Source organism: Enterobacter sp. EGD-HP1 (assembly GCF_000733275.2).
Taxonomy (GTDB): domain Bacteria; phylum Pseudomonadota; class Gammaproteobacteria; order Enterobacterales; family Enterobacteriaceae; genus Enterobacter.
This window is the reverse complement of the sequence record NZ_AVOP01000023.1, coordinates 321,625-341,116: the sequence shown is the minus strand read 5'-3', so window position 1 is coordinate 341,116 and position 19,492 is coordinate 321,625. Positions and strand designations below refer to the sequence as shown.

General features: G+C 58.1%; 17 protein-coding genes and 1 other annotated feature. Of the genes, 10 read left to right on the top strand and 7 right to left on the bottom strand.

The features are described from left to right. Positions 1-174: 174 nt before the first annotated feature. Together rsmS and priC are read right to left on the bottom strand one after the other, a co-directional pair. Entirely contained in the window at positions 175-333 is a 159-nt protein-coding gene (gene rsmS / locus N037_RS24110) for a pleiotropic regulatory protein RsmS (protein ID WP_032641955.1), read from the bottom strand. Positions 334-347: 14 nt separating this feature from the next. Continuing rightward, positions 348-875 carry a primosomal replication protein N'' gene (gene priC, locus N037_RS15280; protein WP_032641953.1) on the bottom strand — a complete coding sequence of 176 codons (528 nt, stop codon included), beginning with the start codon at positions 873-875 and terminating at the stop codon, positions 348-350. 50 nt (positions 876-925) lie between these two features. Between priC and N037_RS15275 the strand changes: the two genes are divergently transcribed. The 9 genes from N037_RS15275 to N037_RS15235 all read left to right on the top strand — a co-directional run bounded on the left by N037_RS15275 (position 926) and on the right by N037_RS15235 (position 10,325). Next, complete coding sequence (locus N037_RS15275) at positions 926-1,303, top strand: DUF454 family protein (protein WP_032641950.1); 378 nt, start codon at positions 926-928, stop codon at positions 1,301-1,303. A gap of 150 nt (positions 1,304-1,453) precedes the next feature. After that, entirely contained in the window at positions 1,454-2,005 is a 552-nt protein-coding gene (gene apt / locus N037_RS15270; RefSeq protein ID WP_000127359.1) for an adenine phosphoribosyltransferase, read from the top strand. Positions 2,006-2,093: 88 nt separating this feature from the next. Then, on the top strand, positions 2,094-4,022 hold the full coding sequence (gene dnaX / locus N037_RS15265; protein WP_032641948.1) for a DNA polymerase III subunit gamma/tau: 1,929 nt from the start codon (positions 2,094-2,096) through the stop codon (positions 4,020-4,022). Further along, positions 3,352-3,416, top strand: a sequence feature (DnaX frameshifting element). It overlaps the preceding gene by 65 nt. A 53-nt stretch (positions 4,023-4,075) precedes the next feature. After that, positions 4,076-4,408, top strand: a complete 333-nt coding sequence (locus tag N037_RS15260; RefSeq protein ID WP_003858972.1) for a YbaB/EbfC family nucleoid-associated protein — start codon at positions 4,076-4,078, stop codon at positions 4,406-4,408. Next, positions 4,408-5,013, top strand: a complete 606-nt coding sequence (recR, locus tag N037_RS15255) for a recombination mediator RecR (protein WP_008499298.1) — start codon at positions 4,408-4,410, stop codon at positions 5,011-5,013. Before N037_RS15260 ends, recR begins: the two co-directional genes overlap by 1 nt. A gap of 110 nt (positions 5,014-5,123) precedes the next feature. Further along, positions 5,124-6,998: a molecular chaperone HtpG gene (gene htpG, locus N037_RS15250; RefSeq protein WP_032641946.1), complete on the top strand. Its 1,875-nt coding sequence runs from the start codon at positions 5,124-5,126 to the stop codon at positions 6,996-6,998. Between the two features lie 228 nt (positions 6,999-7,226). Further along, entirely contained in the window at positions 7,227-7,871 is a 645-nt protein-coding gene (gene adk, locus N037_RS15245) for an adenylate kinase (RefSeq protein ID WP_006809841.1), read from the top strand. A gap of 124 nt (positions 7,872-7,995) precedes the next feature. After that, on the top strand, positions 7,996-8,958 hold the full coding sequence (gene hemH, locus N037_RS15240; protein WP_029741031.1) for a ferrochelatase: 963 nt from the start codon (positions 7,996-7,998) through the stop codon (positions 8,956-8,958). Positions 8,959-9,020: 62 nt separating this feature from the next. After that, positions 9,021-10,325: an inosine/guanosine kinase gene (locus N037_RS15235; RefSeq protein WP_032641943.1), complete on the top strand. Its 1,305-nt coding sequence runs from the start codon at positions 9,021-9,023 to the stop codon at positions 10,323-10,325. 104 nt (positions 10,326-10,429) lie between these two features. Here N037_RS15235 and ybaL read toward each other — a convergent pair whose 3' ends face one another. After that, on the bottom strand, positions 10,430-12,106 hold the full coding sequence (gene ybaL, locus N037_RS15230; protein WP_032641940.1) for a YbaL family putative K(+) efflux transporter: 1,677 nt from the start codon (positions 12,104-12,106) through the stop codon (positions 10,430-10,432). A 229-nt stretch (positions 12,107-12,335) separates the two neighbouring features. Beyond that, positions 12,336-13,544 carry an MFS transporter gene (locus tag N037_RS15225; RefSeq protein WP_032641938.1) on the bottom strand — a complete coding sequence of 403 codons (1,209 nt, stop codon included), beginning with the start codon at positions 13,542-13,544 and terminating at the stop codon, positions 12,336-12,338. A gap of 169 nt (positions 13,545-13,713) precedes the next feature. Between N037_RS15225 and ushA the strand changes: the two genes are divergently transcribed. Next, positions 13,714-15,366, top strand: a complete 1,653-nt coding sequence (ushA, locus tag N037_RS15220) for a bifunctional UDP-sugar hydrolase/5'-nucleotidase UshA (RefSeq protein ID WP_023334744.1) — start codon at positions 13,714-13,716, stop codon at positions 15,364-15,366. 92 nt (positions 15,367-15,458) lie between these two features. On the opposite strand, the gene ybaK is transcribed toward ushA, so the two are convergent. From ybaK to copA, 3 genes are all read right to left on the bottom strand, one after another. Next, the gene (ybaK, locus tag N037_RS15215) at positions 15,459-15,938 is read right to left on the bottom strand and encodes a Cys-tRNA(Pro)/Cys-tRNA(Cys) deacylase YbaK (protein ID WP_023334745.1); all 480 of its coding nucleotides are present in this window, start codon (positions 15,936-15,938) and stop codon (positions 15,459-15,461) included. Between the two features lie 199 nt (positions 15,939-16,137). After that, complete coding sequence (locus N037_RS15210; RefSeq protein ID WP_032641935.1) at positions 16,138-16,932, bottom strand: TraB/GumN family protein; 795 nt, start codon at positions 16,930-16,932, stop codon at positions 16,138-16,140. 50 nt (positions 16,933-16,982) lie between these two features. Then, positions 16,983-19,481 carry a copper-exporting P-type ATPase CopA gene (gene copA / locus N037_RS15205; protein ID WP_032641932.1) on the bottom strand — a complete coding sequence of 833 codons (2,499 nt, stop codon included), beginning with the start codon at positions 19,479-19,481 and terminating at the stop codon, positions 16,983-16,985. Positions 19,482-19,492: the final 11 nt, after the last annotated feature.

Here is a 19,492-nt window from a genome sequence, read left to right as displayed (position 1 = left end):
GTGGCGATTGAGCCACCCTGGCACGTTCACTGGTCATGTCGTGACAGAGTAGCAAGGAACATGAAGTGAACGGAATGACCACCAGAGCCGTATGTTCCCCCTCACCCCAGCCCTCTCCCTCAAGGGAGAGGGAGTCGTCCGTGCAGGCATTATTTTGTGGGGAACCCTCAGCCCTCAGGGAGAGGGTCGGGGTGAGGGTAATTTTCCTTCAAAATCCCGCCGCACAATCTCCAGTGCCTTAAGCACCGTCTCGGCGGGGATCTCATGATTCTCCAGCAGCATAATCAAATCGACGGCCAGTTTGACCTCATCGGGTGCATTTTCCAGTGACATGGGTGTGGCTCCTGTTAACGGGTCAAACGTTCAATGACGCGCTCAATCTCATCCCGCGCCTGGCGGCAGCGGGCGAGGCGTCCTTCCAGTGCGCTAATCTCGCGCATCAATAGCTGCTGCTCTTCCAGCGTTTCGCTGTTGTTCAGCCGTAATTCGCGTTCGCGCTTCATCTCAAACAGCCTGCGCTCAAACTCCTGGTTCTCCAGCCGCTTGCGCTGCCATTTTCCGAGCCCCGGCGAGGCGCTGTCCCAGGCGCGCAGCGGCCATGCGGTGATTTCGCGATGCAGAGCGGTGATCTGCTCGGTGAGATGCTCCGCAAGCCACGCCACCTGTTCCTGCTGTTCATTCTCAACCGCATGGCGAAGCTCGTCGAGGTTCGTCTGCGCTTCCGCCAGGTAATCCTGAATGACGGTGCTGCGGGTGCGGAAGAGCTGCCGGTCAAAGCGCGGCTTCAGCGTGGCGTGCCCCATTAGCGGTGTAGCCTGCTCCCGCAGAGCAATCAGCTGATTTTGCAGCCTCTCAAGAAGCAGTGCTGTTTTCAAGGCGCTCTCCAGTGGTAAAGTAGCCGTTCAGTTTGATAACGATTCGCATTATGAAGCGTACTATTTTAATCATCATTGGCTGGCTCGCGGTAGTGCTTGGCACGCTGGGTGTGTTTTTACCCTTACTGCCGACCACGCCGTTTATCCTGCTGGCGGCCTGGTGCTTCGCCCGCTCGTCGCCGCGTTTTCACCACTGGCTGCTCTATCGCTCATGGTTTGGCGGCTATCTGCGGCACTGGCAAAAACACCGGGCCATGCCGCCCGGCGCGAAGTCGCGCGCGATCGCGGTGATCCTCATCACCTTCGCTATTTCATTATGGCTGGTGAAAATGATGTGGGTACGCATTCTGCTGCTGGCGATCCTGACCTGCCTGCTTTTCTTTATGTGGCGGATCCCCGTGGTTGATGAAAAGCAACAAAAGCACTGAAGCCTCATCATGGCTGTTGCAATTATCACGCGCAGCCAGTAAATTCGACCGTTTTCGAGCACAGATGCGCCTGGTCAAAGGTTAAACAATTGTTGCCTTGGCCGACTCGTTGCGCGCTGTGAGTAACACTGTTTTATTTAGGCAAAACCGATGACCGCAACTGCACAGCAGCTTGAATATCTGAAAAACAGCATCAAAAGCATCCAGGACTATCCAAAGCCTGGCATTCTTTTCCGTGATGTCACCAGCTTGCTGGAAGACCCGAAAGCGTACGCGCTCAGCATTGAACTGCTGGTCGAGCGTTATAAAAACGCCGGGATCACCAAAGTAGTAGGTACCGAAGCCCGTGGCTTCCTGTTTGGCGCACCGGTTGCGCTGGCAATGGGCGTGGGTTTTGTGCCGGTGCGTAAGCCGCGCAAACTGCCGCGTGAAACCATCGCTGAGAGCTACGAGCTGGAGTACGGCACCGATCAACTGGAGATCCACGTTGATGCGATCAAGCCTGGCGACAAAGTGCTGGTGGTCGACGACCTGCTGGCAACCGGCGGTACCATTGAAGCGACCGTGAAGCTGATCCGTCGTCTGGGTGGGGAAGTGACCGACGCGGCCTTCATCATCAACCTGTTCGATCTCGGCGGTGAACAGCGCCTCGAAAAACAGGGTATTACCAGCTACAGCCTGGTGCCTTTCCCGGGTCATTAATCCCGGTTTTCACAACCTCGCTCAATGGGTGAGGTTGTGATAGCATTCCCCTCCATAAATTCACCTTCCAGCGTTGCAGAGCCTGCCCATGAGTTATCAGGTGTTAGCCCGTAAATGGCGACCACAAACCTTTGCTGACGTTGTCGGTCAGGAACATGTGCTGACGGCCCTGGCGAACGGCTTGTCGCTAGGTCGCATCCATCACGCCTATCTTTTCTCCGGCACCCGCGGCGTCGGTAAGACCTCTATTGCCCGTTTACTGGCAAAAGGTCTCAACTGCGAAACCGGGATCACCGCCACGCCGTGCGGCGTGTGTGATAACTGCCGGGAGATCGAGCAGGGGCGCTTTGTCGATCTGATCGAGATCGACGCCGCCTCGCGCACCAAAGTGGAAGATACCCGCGACCTGCTGGACAACGTTCAGTACGCCCCGGCACGCGGCCGCTTCAAGGTCTACCTGATCGATGAAGTGCACATGCTGTCGCGCCACAGCTTCAACGCCCTGCTGAAAACGCTGGAAGAGCCGCCCGCGCACGTGAAGTTCCTGCTGGCGACCACCGATCCGCAAAAGCTGCCTGTCACCATCCTGTCGCGCTGCCTGCAGTTCCATCTGAAGGCGCTGGACGTTGAACAGATCCGCGCGCAGCTTGAACACATTCTTGATGAAGAGAAGATTGTCCATGAACCGCGCGCCCTGCAGCTGCTGGCCCGTGCGGCGGACGGCAGCCTGCGTGATGCGCTCAGCCTGACCGACCAGGCGATTGCCAGCGGTGACGGCCAGCTCTCCACCGAGGCGGTCAGCACCATGCTCGGCACGCTGGATGACGATCAGGCGCTGTCGCTTATCGAAGCGATGATTGCCGCCAACGGGGAACGCGTGATGTCGCAGGTGAATGCGGCCGCGGCCCGGGGTATTGAATGGGAAGGACTGCTGGTTGAGATGCTCAGCCTGCTGCACCGCGTGGCGATGCTGCAGCTTTCTCCGTCCGCCATTGGCGCAGATATGGCCACCATTGAACAGCGGATGCGTGAGCTTGCCCGCACCGTGCCGCCTGCCGACGTGCAGCTGTACTACCAGACGCTGCTGATTGGCCGTAAAGAGTTACCGTTCGCGCCGGATCCCCGGATGGGCGTTGAAATGACGCTGCTGCGCGCGCTGGCGTTCCATCCGCGCATGCCGTTGCCGGAGCCGGAAGCGCCGCGCCAGTCTTTCGCGCCAGTCGCCCCTACGGCGGTGATGTCGCCGCAGCAGGTGCCACCGCAGCCGACACCGCCGCCACAGCAAAACGTGCCGCTGTCGGATGCCACCAGTTCGGTGCTTGCCGCCCGCAGCCAGCTGCAGCGTGCGCAGGGAGTAACCAAACCAAAAAAGAGTGAACCGGCAGCGCCAGGAAGAGCGCGGCCGGTGAACAACGCCGCGCTTGAACGTCTGGCCTCGGTAACGGAGCGCGTTCAGTCGCGTCCGGCACCGTCCGCGCTCGAGCAGAAAGCCCCGGTGAAAGAAGAGGCTTACCGCTGGAAGGCAACCACCATCACTGAAACGGTGAAGGAAGAGGTCGCTACGCCGAAAGCGCTGAAAAAGGCGCTGGAGCATGAGAAAACGCCGGAGCTTTCCGCGAAGCTTGCCGAAGAGTCCATTGCGCGCGACGCCTGGGCCGCCGAGGTCAGCAAACTCCAGCTGCCGAAGCTGGTCGAGCAGGTCGCGCTGAATGCCTGGAAAGAGCAGGACGGCAATCAGGTGCGTTTACACCTGCGTCCGGGTCAGCGTCACCTCAATTCCCCTGGCGCGCAAAAGGCGCTGGCCGAGGCGCTCACCGCATTACAGGGCGCGCCGGTTGAATTGACTATCATTGAAGATGATAATCCGGCAGTGAAAACGCCGCTCGAATGGCGCCAGGCCATTTATGAAGAAAAGCTCGCGCAGGCGCGCGAGGCGATTATTGCGGATAACAACATTCAGACCCTGCGCCGGTTCTTCGACGCCGATCTGGATGAAGAGAGTATTCGCCCCATTTGATCGTGAGTCTGACTTACGGTTGTAATCCTTAAACGTGAAAAAGAGAGAAGCCTATGTTTGGTGGAAAAGGCGGTCTGGGTGGCCTGATGAAGCAGGCTCAGCAGATGCAGGAAAAAATGCAGAAGATGCAGGAAGAGATCGCTCAGCTGGAAGTCACGGGTGAGTCCGGTGCCGGTCTGGTCAAAGTGACCATCAACGGTGCGCACAACTGCCGTCGCGTGGAAATCGACCCGAGCCTGCTCGAAGACGACAAAGAGATGCTGGAAGATCTGGTTGCAGCCGCGTTTAACGATGCCGCTCGCCGTATCGACGAAACTCAGAAAGAGAAAATGGCCTCTGTTTCCAGCGGTATGCAGCTGCCGCCTGGCTTCAAGATGCCATTCTGATGCAAACCAGTCCGCTGCTCACGCAGTTAATGGAAGCACTGCGCTGCCTGCCGGGCGTTGGCCCGAAGTCGGCGCAGCGCATGGCGTTTACGCTATTGCAGCGCGACCGCAGCGGCGGGATGCGCCTGGCGCAGGCTTTAACCCGCGCCATGTCAGAAATTGGTCACTGTGCGGATTGCCGCACCTTTACCGAGCAGGACGTGTGTAACATCTGTACGAACCCGCGTCGTCAGGAAAACGGTCAGATTTGCGTGGTGGAGAGTCCGGCGGACATCTACGCCATCGAACAAACCGGGCAGTTTTCCGGCCGCTACTTCGTGCTGATGGGGCATCTCTCCCCGCTGGACGGTATTGGCCCGGATGATATCGGTCTTGACCGCCTTGAACAGCGCCTTGAGTCCGAAACCATCAAAGAGGTGATCCTCGCCACCAACCCGACGGTGGAAGGGGAGGCAACCGCCAACTACATCGCCGAACTGTGCTCGCAGTACGGCGTTGACGCCAGCCGCATCGCCCACGGCGTGCCGGTGGGCGGCGAGCTGGAAATGGTGGACGGCACCACGCTGTCACACTCTCTGGCCGGTCGTCACAAGATTATTTTCTGACCAAACGGAGGCTGCGCGCGCGGCCTCCGCTTGAAAATTTCCTCCCTTATCCCCATCTCTCACTCAACGTTTTACAACCCCATTAAATGGCATTGTTGAGGTCGACTTAGATGAAAGGACAAGAAACCCGTGGTTTCCAGTCAGAAGTAAAACAGCTTCTGCACCTGATGATCCATTCCCTGTATTCCAACAAAGAAATTTTCCTGCGCGAGCTGATTTCCAACGCCTCGGACGCGGCGGACAAGCTGCGCTTCCGCGCGCTGTCTAACCCGGACCTGTACGAAGGCGACGGCGAGCTGCGCGTGCGCGTTTCGTTCAATAAAGAGAACCGCACCCTGACCATCGCCGATAACGGCATCGGGATGAACCGCGACGAGGTGATCGACCACCTCGGCACCATCGCCAAATCCGGCACCAAAGCGTTCCTTGAGTCCATGGGCTCAGACCAGGCGAAAGACAGCCAGCTCATCGGCCAGTTCGGCGTCGGTTTCTACTCGGCGTTTATCGTGGCCGACAAAGTTACCGTCCGCACCCGTGCGGCAGGCGACAGCGCCGAGAACGGCGTGCTGTGGGAATCCAAAGGGGAAGGCGAGTACACCGTTGATGACATCACCAAAGCGGATCGCGGGACCGAAATCACCCTGCACCTGCGTGAAGGGGAAGACGATTTCCTGAACGACTGGCGCGTACGCTCCATCATCAGCAAGTATTCCGACCACATCGCGCTGCCGGTTGAGATTGAAAAACAGGAAGAGAAAGACGGCGAAACCGTGGTCTCCTGGGAGAAGATCAACAAGGCGCAGGCGCTGTGGACGCGCAACAAGTCTGAAATTAAAGACGACGAATACAAAGAGTTCTACAAGCACATCGCCCACGACTTTACCGACCCGCTGACCTGGAGCCACAACCGCGTGGAAGGTAAGCAGGAGTACACCAGCCTGCTGTACATCCCGGCACAGGCGCCGTGGGACATGTGGAACCGCGATCACAAGCACGGCCTGAAGCTGTACGTGCAGCGCGTGTTCATCATGGACGACGCCGAGCAGTTCATGCCGAACTACCTGCGCTTTGTGCGCGGTCTGATAGATTCCAACGATCTGCCGCTCAACGTCTCCCGTGAAATTCTGCAGGACAGCACCGTCACCCGTAACCTGCGCAACGCCCTGACCAAACGTGCGCTGCAGATGCTGGAAAAACTGGCGAAAGACGATGCGGAAAAATATCAGACCTTCTGGAAACAGTTCGGCCTGGTGCTGAAAGAAGGCCCGGCGGAAGACACCGCGAACGTTGAAACCATCGCCAAACTGCTGCGCTTCGCCTCTACGCACACCGACTCCTCCGCGCAGACCGTGTCGCTGGAAGAGTACGTCTCCCGCATGAAAGAAGGGCAGGAGAAGATCTACTACATCACCGCTGACAGCTACGCGGCGGCGAAGAGCAGCCCGCACCTGGAGCTGCTGCGTAAGAAAGGCATCGAAGTGCTGTTGCTTTCTGACCGCATCGACGAGTGGATGATGAACTACCTGACCGAGTTCGACGGTAAGGCGTTCCAGTCAGTAGCGAAAGCCGACGAGTCCATCGACAAGCTGGCGGATGAAGTGGACGAAAGCGCGAAAGAAGCCGAGAAGGCGCTGGAGCCGTTCGTTGAGCGCGTGAAAACCCTGCTGGGCGAGCGCGTGAAAGAGGTGCGCTTCACGCACCGTCTGACCGACACTCCGGCGATTGTCACCACCGATGCCGACGAAATGAGTACCCAGATGGCGAAGCTGTTCGCTGCGGCGGGCCAGGCGGTACCGGAAGTGAAATATATCTTTGAGCTTAATCCGGATCATCCTCTGGTGAAACGCGCGGCGGATACCCAGGACGACGCCCGCTTTGCCGAGTGGGTTGAACTGCTGCTGGATCAGTCCCTGCTGGCCGAGCGTGGCACGCTGGAAGATCCTAACCTCTTCATTAAACGTGTGAATGCGCTGCTGCTGGCGTAATTAAACACCTGCCCCTCACCCTGCCCTCTCCCCAAAGGGGAGAGGGTGTTCAAATTCCCTCTCCCCTTTGGGGAGAGGGTTAGGGTGAGGGGAATCAACCGCACTAACCCAAATAATCTCCCCCCGTTAACCGTTTCAGCCTTCCCGCCTTCCTTGAGCGATGCCCGTTCTGGTGGTATTGTTTAGCGCTTTTGAAAAATTGAAACGACTTTTGAGGGGATTTTCGCAATGCGTATTATTCTGCTTGGCGCTCCGGGCGCGGGTAAAGGAACTCAGGCTCAGTTCATCATGGAGAAATACGGTATTCCGCAAATCTCCACCGGTGACATGCTGCGCGCCGCTGTTAAATCTGGCTCCGAGCTGGGTAAACAAGCGAAAGACATCATGGACGCAGGCAAGCTGGTGACCGACGAGCTGGTTATTGCTCTGGTCAAAGAGCGCATTGCTCAGGAAGACTGCCGTAACGGTTTCCTGCTGGACGGCTTCCCACGCACCATTCCTCAGGCTGACGCCATGAAAGAAGCGGGCATCAACGTGGACTACGTTCTGGAGTTCGACGTACCGGACGAGCTGATCGTTGACCGTATCGTTGGCCGTCGCGTACACGCTGCTTCTGGCCGCGTTTACCACATCAAGTTCAACCCACCGAAGGTTGAAGGCAAAGACGACGTGACCGGCGAAGAGCTGACCACCCGTAAAGACGATCAGGAAGAGACCGTGCGTAAACGCCTGGTGGAATACCATCAGATGACTGCACCGCTGATCGGCTACTACACCAAAGAAGCGCAGGCGGGTAACACCAAATACGCGAAAGTTGACGGCACCAAAGCCGTGGCTGACGTACGTGCAGAGCTGGAAAAAATCCTCGGCTAATCGCGCGCCTCTCACCCGGGCTCCCGGGTGAGAAATATTCTCATCTTACCTATTACAGCAATGGGTTTCGTTTAAACGCATTTCCGCTACAATTGACAACCTATCAAATGGTTAAGAGGCGTGAATGAGTCAGGCGAAAACCGGCATCCTGCTTGCCAATCTGGGCACTCCAGAAGCACCTACATCAGACGCGGTAAAACGCTACCTGCGACAATTTTTAAGCGACACGCGCGTCGTGGATTTCCCGAGACTGCTGTGGTGGCCGCTGCTGCGTGGCGTCATTCTGCCGATTCGTTCTCCGCGCGTTGCCAAACTCTATCAGTCCGTCTGGATGGAAGAGGGCTCGCCGCTGATGGTTTACAGCCGTCGTCAGGAAAAAGCGCTGGCTGCCCGCCTGCCGGATATGCCCGTTGCGCTCGGCATGAGCTACGGAAAACCGTCCCTGAAAAGCGCGGTGGAATCACTGCTGGCGCAGGGCGTGGACCATATCGTCGTGCTGGCGCTCTACCCACAGTACTCCTGCTCGACGGTGGCCGCCGTCTGGGACGAGCTGGCCCGCATTCTGGCGACCCGCCGCCGTATTCCGGGCGTGACCTTTATTCGCGACTATGCGGATAACGATCTCTACATCCAGGCGCTTGCCAACAGCGCGCGCGCGTCCTTTGAAAAGCACGGCGAGCCAGATCTGCTGCTGCTTTCCTATCACGGGATCCCACAGCGTTTCGCCAATGAAGGGGATGATTATCCGCAGCGCTGCCGCGATACCACGCGCGAGCTGGTCTCCGCCCTTGGCCTGCCGCCGGAGAAGGTGATGATGACCTTCCAGTCGCGCTTCGGCCGCGAGCCGTGGCTGACGCCGTACACCGATGAAACCCTCAAAATGCTGGGTGAGAAGGGCGTGAAGCACATTCAGGTGATGTCGCCGGGCTTCTCGGCCGACTGTCTGGAAACGCTGGAGGAGATCGCGGTGCAAAACCGGGAATTTTTCCTTGAGGCTGGCGGCGAAAAGTACGAGTACATTCCGGCGCTTAACGACTCGCCTGAGCATATCGACATGATGGTCTCGCTGGTAACGAACAGCCGCTGATCGCACTCCGGGCCGGGTTTGTGCTACCATTCCCGGCCCATATTCTTCGTACAGTTCAGACCATGAAATTTCCCGGTAAACGCAAATCCAAACACTACTTCCCCGTCGATGCCCGCGATCCGCTCCTGCAGCAAATCCAGCCAGAAAACGAAACCAGCGCGGCATGGGTCGTCGGTATCGATCAGACGCTGGTGGACATTGAAGCGAAAGTGGATGATGCGTTTGTCGCTCGTTACGGTCTGAGCGCCGGTCACTCGCTGGTGATTGAGGACGACGTTGCCGAAGCGCTGTACCAGGAGCTGGTGCGCGAAAACCTGATTACCCATCAGTTCGCCGGTGGCACCATCGGCAATACCATGCATAACTACTCCGTGCTGGCCGACGACCGCTCGGTGCTGCTCGGCGTGATGTGCAGCAATATTGAAATCGGTGGCTATGCCTACCGCTATCTGTGCAACACCTCCAGCCGTACCGATCTGAACTACCTGCAGGGCGTTGACGGGCCGATTGGCCGCTGCTTTACGCTGATCGGTGAGTCCGGCGAGCGTACTTTTGCCATCAGCCCTGGCCACATGAACAAGCTGCGCGCCGAGAGTATTCCTGAAGAGGTGATCGCGGGCGCCTCGGCGCTGGTGCTGACCTCCTACCTAGTGCGCTGTAAGCCGGGCGAGCCGATGCCGGAAGCGACCATGAAGGCGATTGAGTACGCGAAGAAATACAACGTGCCGGTCGTTCTGACGCTGGGCACGAAATTCGTTATCGCCGATAACCCGGAGTGGTGGCAGGCCTTCCTGAAAGAGCACGTCTCGATTCTGGCGATGAACGAAGAAGAGGCCGAAGCGCTGACCGGCGAAAGCGATCCGCTGCTGGCGTCCGATAAAGCGCTGGACTGGGTGGATCTGGTGCTCTGCACCGCCGGTCCGGTTGGGCTGTATATGGCCGGCTTCACGGAAGAAGAGAGCAAGCGCAAAACCCAGCACCCGCTGCTGCCCGGTGCGATTGCCGAGTTCAACCAGTACGAGTTCAGCCGCGGCATGCGTTACAACGATTGCGTGAACCCGCTGCGTATCTACTCTCATATCGCGCCATACATGGGCGGACCGGAGAAGATCATGAACACCAACGGTGCGGGCGACGGCGCGCTGGCCGCGCTGCTGCACGACATCACCGCTAACGCCTACCACAAAACCAACGTGCCTAACTCCAGCAAGCACAGGTTCAGCTGGCTGACCTATTCGTCGCTGGCACAGGTGTGCAAATATGCGAACCGCGTGAGCTATCAGGTGCTGAACCAGCATTCTCCGCGCTTAACGCGTGGGTTGCCGGAACGGGAAGACAGCCTCGAAGAGGCTTATTGGGACAGGTAAAAGAAAACCCCTCACCCTAACCCTCTCCCCATAGGGGAGAGGGAACTTGAACACCCTCTCCCCTATGGAGAGGGCTGGGGTGAGGGGATCAGACCGCACCAAACTTACCCCGTCACCGCCTCTTCAACCGGCGGTTTCTCCAGCAGCGTCAGCATCGTATTCGCAATCTCGCGCTCGCCCATCACTACCTTATTTGCGCCGCGCTCGGTAATGTACTCCACCTCGTCGTCATAATGCGCCCTGGCGATAATCTCAATCGTTGGGCACTTCGCGCGCGCGGAAGCCACAATCTCACCCGCTTCATAGCCGTTAGGTATGGTCAGCAGCAGCCAGCGCGCGCAGTCCAGATGCGCCAGATTCATGATCTCTTCGTTTGCCGCATTGCCCAGCACCGCACGAATACCGCGCTCGCGCAGCTCGTCGACGCGGGTGCGGGAGGTCTCAATCACCACCAGCGGAATGCCCTGCGCCATCAGCTTCTCACCGAGCAGGCTGCCCACGCGGCCAAAGCCGACCAGCAGGGCGTGATTGCAAATATCCACCGGGATCTGCTTCTCTTCTTCTATGACCTCTTCAAGCGTCTGTTCTTCCAGCGTTTCGGTTTTATCGAGGTATTTTTCCAGCAGCGCAAACAGCACCGGGTTCAGCATAATCGACAGGATCGCCCCCGCCAGCACCAGGTTCTGCCCCGCCTGCGGCAGCAGGTTCAGGGCCATGCCCAGACCGGCCAGAATAAAGGCGAACTCACCAATTTGTGCCAGGCTGGCGGCGATGGTGAGCGCCGTCCGCGGAGAGTGGCCAAACATCCGCACCAGGAAGAAGGCGGCGAGCGACTTACCAAAGATGATGATCGCCAGCGTACCCAGCACGGCCAGCGGTTGATGAATCAGAACCATCGGGTCAAAGAGCATCCCGACGGAGACGAAGAACAGTACGGCGAAGGCGTCGCGCAGCGGCAGAGTATCGTGCGCCGCGCGGTGGCTCAGCTCGGATTCGTTCAGCACCATCCCGGCGAAGAACGCGCCCAGGGCAAAGGAGACATCAAACAGCTCAACGGCACCAAACGCGATTCCCAGCGCCAGCGCCAGCACGGAGAGGGTAAACAGCTCGCGTGAGCCGGTTGCCGCGCTGCGGGACATGATCCACGGTACCAGACGGCGGCCCACCAGCATCATGATGGCGATAAACGCCACCACCTTACCGATGGTGATGCCCATATCCAGCGCCAGCGAGGCAAAGCCAACGTTGTCTTTTTCCATCATCCCGGCGACGGCAGGCAGCAGCACCAGCGTCAACACCATCACCAGGTCTTCCACAATCAGCCAGCCTATCGCGATTTGCCCGCGCTGGCTGTCTATCAGCTGTCTCTCTTCAAGCGCGCGCAGCAGCACCACGGTACTGGCGGTTGAGAGACACAGCCCAAAAACGATACCGGTCATTAACGACCAGCCCAGCACCGCCGAAAGCGCCATCCCCAGCAGCGTCGCCACCCCTATCTGGGCGATCGCTCCCGGTATGGCAATCGACTTTACCGCCATCAGATCCTTCAGGGAGAAGTGCAGGCCGACGCCGAACATCAGCAGAATCACGCCCAATTCCGCCAGCTCAGGGGCCAGTTTGGTATCTGCCACGAAGCCTGGCGTAAACGGTCCCGCCAGTACGCCCGCTAACAGATAGCCGACAAGAGGAGAAATACGCAGTTTATTGGCAATCATGCCGAGGATAAAAGCGAGCACAAGTCCACCAACAATGGTGGTGATAAGCGGTGTGGCGTGGTGCATTCCGTCTCCTTTCGTTGTGGGTGTTCCTTTTTGGCAAAAACCAAAAAACCGAGTAATAGTTTATGACAATTTTTACCCTTATGTTTATGAATAATTGTTGAAGTTTGAATAAAACAGCAATATGCACGTAAAAAAGCGCATTTTGATAAATTCAGAGAGGGGATGGCGAGGAAACCCTTATGGCATCAGGGGGACAGGTAGCCAAAGTAAAACTTTGGCTACCCGTAATTTAGGCTTTATGACGGTTATCAGGCAGGAATATGGTTAACATCCCCAGAAGCGGCAGGAAAGCGCAGATTTTATAAACCAGGAAGATGCTGGTGTGGTCCGCTACCATCCCTAACACCGCTGCGCCAAGCCCGCCCATGCCGAAGGCGAAACCGAAAAAGAGGCCGGAAACCATACCGATACGGCCAGGCAGTAGCTCCTGGGCGTAAACCAGAATGGCGGAAAACGCGGAAGCGAGGATAAAACCAATAATCACGGTCAAAATCCCCGTCCATTCAAGGCTCGCGTACGGCAAAATAAGGGTAAACGGCGCCACGCCGAGGATAGAGCCCCAAATGACATATTTACGCCCAATCTTATCGCCCACAGGCCCGCCAATGACCGTACCGGCCGCAACGGCAAAGAGGAAGGCAAACAGGTGGAACTGCGCGTTTTGTACCGATAATCCGAATTTTTGCATCAGATAAAAGGTGTAATAGCTGCTGATGCTCGCCATATAGAAGTATTTCGAGAAAATCAGTACCAGCAGCACGGAGACGGCCAGGATAACCTTATTGCGCGGCAGGGGATTGATAACCCTGGCTTTAGGTTTCCCTTTATTCACGCGATGCTGAGCGGCATACCAGCGGCTGATCTGCGCCAGCACGACAATCGCCAGCAGCGCGGCCAGCACAAACCATGCCACGTTGCCTTTGCCATACGGAGCGATGATCACCGCGGCCAGCAGCGGGCCGAGAGAGCTACCAAAGTTACCGCCTACCTGGAACAGTGACTGCGCCAGACCGTGACGCCCCCCGGAAGCCATACGAGCCACGCGGGAGGACTCCGGATGGAAGACGGACGATCCCGTGCCCACCAGCGCGGCGGCAACCAACACCGCTTCAAAACTCCCCGCCATGGCCAGCAGCACCAGCCCGCTTAAGGTAAAGCACATGCCTATCGGCAGCGACCACGGCATCGGATATTTATCCGTCCAGTAGCCCACCACCGGCTGCAGCAGTGAGGAAGCCAGCTGGAAGGTCAGGGTGATCATCCCGATCTGCACGAAGGTGAGTGAGAACTCGGACTGCAGCAGCGGATAAATGGCCAGAATCAACGACTGGATCATATCGTTGAGCAGGTGCGAGAGGCTGATTGCGCCTAAGACTTTAAAGGAGGTGCGCGACGCCGGCGCGCCCGGAACGGGCTGGGTTGATTCACTGATTGCCATAGAGAGAATTACCACGTCTTGAGTTATTAGAGATGCAGGGTGTAATTATTATCCGACTAACATACCCGCCCGGGACATTTGAAGAAAGTCGCAATTCTGAAAACTTATTTGTCTATTCTTGTTAGTCACTGTAATTTTTGCCTTTGTCTATTGGTCAGGGAGAGAGAAGATGAAGTTAATGAAGCGGGGCGTCGCGCTGGCGCTCATCGCCGCATGGGGCCTGGTAAGCCTGCCCGCGCAGGCGTATGAAAAAGACAAAACCTATAAAATCACCATTCTGCATACCAACGATCACCACGGTCATTTCTGGCGCAGTGAATACGGCGAATATGGCCTGTCGGCACAAAAAACGCTGGTGGACGGCATTCGCAAAGAAGTCGCCGCAGAAGGCGGCAGCGTGCTGCTGCTGTCTGGCGGAGATATTAATACCGGCGTGCCGGAATCCGATTTACAGGACGCGGAACCCGATTTTCGCGGCATGAACTTAATCGGTTACGACGCGATGGCCGTGGGTAATCACGAGTTTGATAATCCCCTGACCGTGCTGCGCCAGCAGGAGAAGTGGTCCAAATTCCCGTTCCTCTCTGCCAATATTTACCAGAAAAGCACCGGTGAACGCCTGTTTAAGCCCTGGGCGCTGTTTAAGCGTCAGGATCTGAAGATCGCGGTCATCGGCTTAACCACTGACGATACGGCGAAAATTGGTAACCCCGAGTTCTTCACCGATATCGAATTCCGCAAACCGGCAGACGAAGCGAAGCTGGTGATTCAGGAGCTGCAGCAAAACGAAAAGCCGGACGTGATTATCGCCACCACGCACATGGGGCACTACGACAACGGCGAGCACGGCTCCAATGCCCCTGGCGACGTGGAGATGGCGCGCAGCCTGCCCGCGGGCTCGCTGGCGATGATTGTGGGCGGTCACTCACAGGATCCGGTGTGTATGGCCTCGGAGAACAAAAAACAGGTGGACTACGTGCCGGGCACGCCGTGCGCGCCGGACCGTCAGAACGGTATCTGGATTGTTCAGGCGCACGAGTGGGGCAAATACGTCGGCCGGGCGGACTTTGAGTTCCGTAACGGCGAGATGAAGCTGGTGCACTATCAGCTCATCCCGGTCAACCTGAAGAAGAAAGTCACCTACCCGGACGGGAAAAGTGAGCGCGTACTCTACACGCCAGAGATCGCTGAAAACCAGCAGATGCTCTCCCTGCTGACGCCGTTCCAGAACAAAGGCAAGGCGCAGCTGGACGTGAAGATCGGTACGCTGAACGGTCGTCTGGAAGGGGACCGCAGTAAAGTTCGCTTCGTGCAGACCAACATGGGCCACCTGGTGCTGGCGGCGCAAATGGCGCGCACCGGCGCTGATTTTGGCGTGATGAGCGGCGGCGGTATTCGTGACTCTATCGAAGGCGGAAACATCACCTATAAAGACGTCCTGAAGGTGCAGCCGTTCGGCAACCTGGTGGTCTATGCCGATATGAGCGGGAAAGAGGTGATTGACTACCTGACCGCCGTGGCGCAGATGAAGCCAGATTCCGGGGCCTATCCGCAGTTTGCTAACGTGAGTTTCGTCGCGAAAGACGGCAAGCTCAACGACCTGAAGATTAAAGGCGAACCGGTTGACCCGGCTAAAACGTACCGTCTGGCGACGTTAAGCTTTAACGCTACCGGCGGCGACGGCTATCCGCATATTGATAATAAACCGGGATACGTGAATACCGGCTTTATTGATGCGGAAGTGCTGAAGCAGTTCATCGAGCAGAATTCACCGATTGACGTGAATGCGTATGAGCCTAAGGGTGAGGTGAGCTGGCAGTAGTGCGGTTGTTTTGTGCCGGGTGGCGGCTTCGCCTTACCCGGCCTACATTCGAATCGTAGGCCCGGTAAGCGCAGCGCCACCGGGCAATTTTCTCAATCCCGGCGTGCAATATCCGCAAACTTCGCGTCCAGCATTTTTGCCAGATCGTTCGCGGCCAGCTCAATATCCAGCCCGCGTTTGCCGCCGGAAATAAAAATGGTGTCAAACTCCTGGGAAGGGGCGTCGATCAGCGTTGGCAGGCGTTTTTTCTGCCCGAGCGGGCTGATCCCGCCTACCAGGTAGCCCGTGGTGCGTTGCGCCACCATCGGATCGGCCATATCCACCTTTTTCGCCCCCAGCGCTTTGGCGACTTTCTTCAGATCCAGCTGTCCCGCCACCGGGGTAACCGCGACGGCGAGGTGTTTCATATCGCCATTCACCGCCACCAGCAGCGTTTTATAAACCTGGTCCGCGTTCAGGCCCAGCTTGCGCACCACTTCATCACCAAAGTTAGTCTCATTCGGATCGTGATCGTAAGTGTGGATCCGAAAAGAAATGTTGTTTTTTTCGAGTAATTTAACGGCGGGAGTCATAGCTATCCTTCTTACGACAGACAAATCATGCCAACAGCATACGCCTGACGTTTGTCTAAAAAATAGCACCATCTTGCGCAATAGTATTGGCAGTGATGGTCACTTTGAGCGACAATCGGCTCAACCGAAGGTCTCCTTCGGCATAATAAAAACGATGAAATTCCTCTTTGACGGGCCAATAGAAATATTGGCCATTTTTTTATTTCAGCAGCGACGGCAAATTCCCTTCTCCGTACAAATGTAACGCCCCGACCGCCACCACGTAATGCCCCGCAGGTAACGCATGCAGCGTCTCCCGCCAGGCTTTGTTGCGAGCATTCATCAACACATCATATAACGATTCGCTGAACGTCGACGGTAACGCCAGCCTGCCGTCTGAGGGCGGCGCGTCCAGCCACCAGCCGATCATGGTCTGCAGAAGGCGCGCGTTGGTGTGCCAGTGGGTCAGCGTATCATCCAGCAGCATCAAACCGTCGTCGGGAAGCTGCCGCAGGAGCGCAATCTGGCTGTCCGTCCCTTCCAGCTCGATGATGGGCAGACGGCGCGCCCTTGCCACGTTCAGCAGCTGGTAATCAATACCGTAGTCACCGCGCAGTCCCAGACGCTGCGCCTGCGTGGCCTGCAGCACCATCGCAATTTGCCAGAGCGGCAGGGTGTCAATCATGGAGAGCGACACGCCGGTTTCATCCGCGACGCGCGTCAGTTCCGCAAGCTGGGCATCATCCAGACGCTCCGTAAGGGGGAGATCGCTCTCGAGTCCGGCAAACGGTGACTCCTGACCTGAAATGTCCGCCTCAACGACCAGCGCATCGGCGCGTTTCAGCAGTTTTATCAGGCCGGGTGGCAGAGGAGACATATCCTGCGTACCCATATGGATGCTGCCGACCAGGTGCAGGTGTTGCCCGCCGGGGAGCGAGATATCCAGACCGGGCCAGGCGTAACGGCGTGGAAAGAGGGCGCGAAACGATGCTTTTATACGATTAAACAGACCCATACGCGCTCCATGAATGGAAAGGTTCATGCTAGCGCGTACGGGTACAAGGTTCAATCCTTCGGTTTAAAGCGCAGCAGCCGGTTGGCGTTGCTCACCACGGTAATGGAGGAGAGCGCCATCGCCGCACCCGCGACCACCGGGTTAAGCAGCGTGCCGGTCAGCGGCCACAAAATACCGGCAGCGATCGGGATACCGAGCGAGTTATAGATAAATGCTCCCAGCAGGTTCTGCTTCATGTTGCGCAGCGTGGCTTTTGAAATGGCCAGCGCGTCGGCAACCCCCATCAGGCTATGGCGCATCAGCGTAATCGCAGCGGTTTCAATAGCCACGTCGCTCCCGCCGCCCATGGCAATCCCCACGTCCGCCTGGGCCAGCGCCGGGGCATCGTTGATGCCGTCGCCGACCATCGCCACCTGACGACCCTGACTTTGCAGTTTCTTGATGGCGTCCGCTTTACCGTCCGGCAGTACGCCCGCAATGACCTCATCGATTCCGGCTTCTTTCGCGATGGCGTTGGCGGTGGTCGGGTTATCCCCGGTCAGCATCACCAGACGGTAGCCGGCGCGGTGCAGGCGCTGCAGGGCGTCCACGCTGTCCTGGCGAAGCGGATCGCGCACGGCCAGCAGCGCGGCGGCTCTGCCATCCACCGCCAGCAGAACCGGCGTGGCGCCCTGAGACGCCTGCGCTTTCAGCTCGCTTTCCAGCGCGGCGGTATCAATACCGTTTTCATTAAGCAATGCCTGGTTGCCCAGCAGCAGCGCGTGGCCTTCTGCTTCACCGCTGACGCCGAGCCCGCGCAGGGTGCGGAAATTGCTGACCTGCGGCAGGGCAGAAGCATTTGCTTTATCGAGAATGGCGCGCGCCAGCGGATGGCTTGAGCCTTGCTCCAGCGCGGCGGCGAGACGCAGCGCGTCCTCTTGCGCAATGCCTGCGGTAGTGACGGCCACCACCTGCGGTTTGCCTTCGGTGAGCGTGCCGGTTTTATCAAACACCAGCGTGTCGAGGGTGCTGGCCCGCTGCAGCGCGTCGGCATCCCGCACCAGTACGCCAAATTCGGCCGCGCGGCCTACGCCGGAGATAATCGACATTGGGGTCGCCAGGCCAAGGGCGCAAGGACAGGCGATGATCAGCACCGTGGTGGCGATCACCAGGGTGTAAACAATCTGCGGTGCGGGGCCGAAGAAATACCAGATCGCCGCGCTCAGCAGGGCAATGCCGACCACCACCGGCACAAAAATGGCCGAGATTCTGTCGGCAAGCTGGCCAATTTCCGGCTTGCTGCTCTGCGCCTGGCGCACCATGCGGATAATACGCGACAGCGTCGTGTGGCTGCCGACGGCGCTGGCGGTAAACAGCACGCTGCCGTCCTGCACCACCGTGCCGGCATGAACGGCGTCGCCGTCTGATTTTTGCTGTGGGATAGGCTCGCCGGTCAGCATTGCTTCATCCAGCCAGGCTTCGCCCTGAGTTATCTTACCGTCAACGGGAACGCGATCGCCCGTCGTCAGGCGCAGCGTCATGCCGGGCTGAACTTCCGCCAGCGGGACGCTTTTCTCCCCCTCGTCCGTGACCACGCGGGCCGTCGGCGGGGTTAAATCGAGCAATCTTTCCAGCGCTTTCGAGGAGCGCTGACGGGCGCGGGCTTCCAGCATATGGCCCAGGTTAATCAGGCCGATAATCATCGCGCTCGCTTCATAATAGAGATGCCGCGCTTCCATCGGGAACCACTGGGGCCAGACGTTCACGCTCATCGAATAGAGCCACGCCGCGCCGGTACCGAGCGCCACCAGCGTATCCATCGTCGCGGTGCGGTTTTTCAGGCTCTTCCAGGCGCTGGTATAGAAATGTCCGCCTGCAAACACCATCACCGCAAGGGTAATCAGACCAATCACCAGCCACAGCGTGCGGTTGTCGTCGGTGACCATCATGTTGTCGCCGATCATCCCCCACACCATCACCGGAATACCCACCAGAAGGGCGACAATCGCCTGCCAGCGGAAGCGTTTCATGGTGGCGATAGCCGTTTCCTGCTGGCGCTCGCGGCGCTCGGCATCATCTTCGATGGCCTCCGCCCCGTAGCCCGCTTTCTCAACGGCCTGCACTAAATCTGCGGCGGAGGCGCTGCCCATCACCAGCGCAGTACGCTCCGCAAGATTGACCCGTGCCTGCGCGACGCCCGGTACGGCCTGCAAGGCATTTTGTACCCGGGTGACGCAGCTGGCGCAGCTCATGCCGTTGATCAGCAGCTGTTGGCTGTCGTCAATATCATCAGCTGCCGGAAGCTCAGGAGTGGCCGCTGTCAGCGCTTCCGACGGGGATGATGACTCTGCCAGCGGTTTAGCCTTTGGGTGGCTTAGCTCCGCCCCGTAACCGGCCTGCTTGATGGTATCGATCAGCGCATCCGCGCTGGCGCTGCCGGTCACGGCGGCACGATCGATAGTCACGTCAGCGCTTTCAACATCAGGGCGCTGTTCCAGGCTTTCTTTAACGCGTTTGACGCAGTGGCCGCAGGAGAGGCCGTCCAGCGTCAGGTCGATAGTGTGAGACATAACAAAACTCC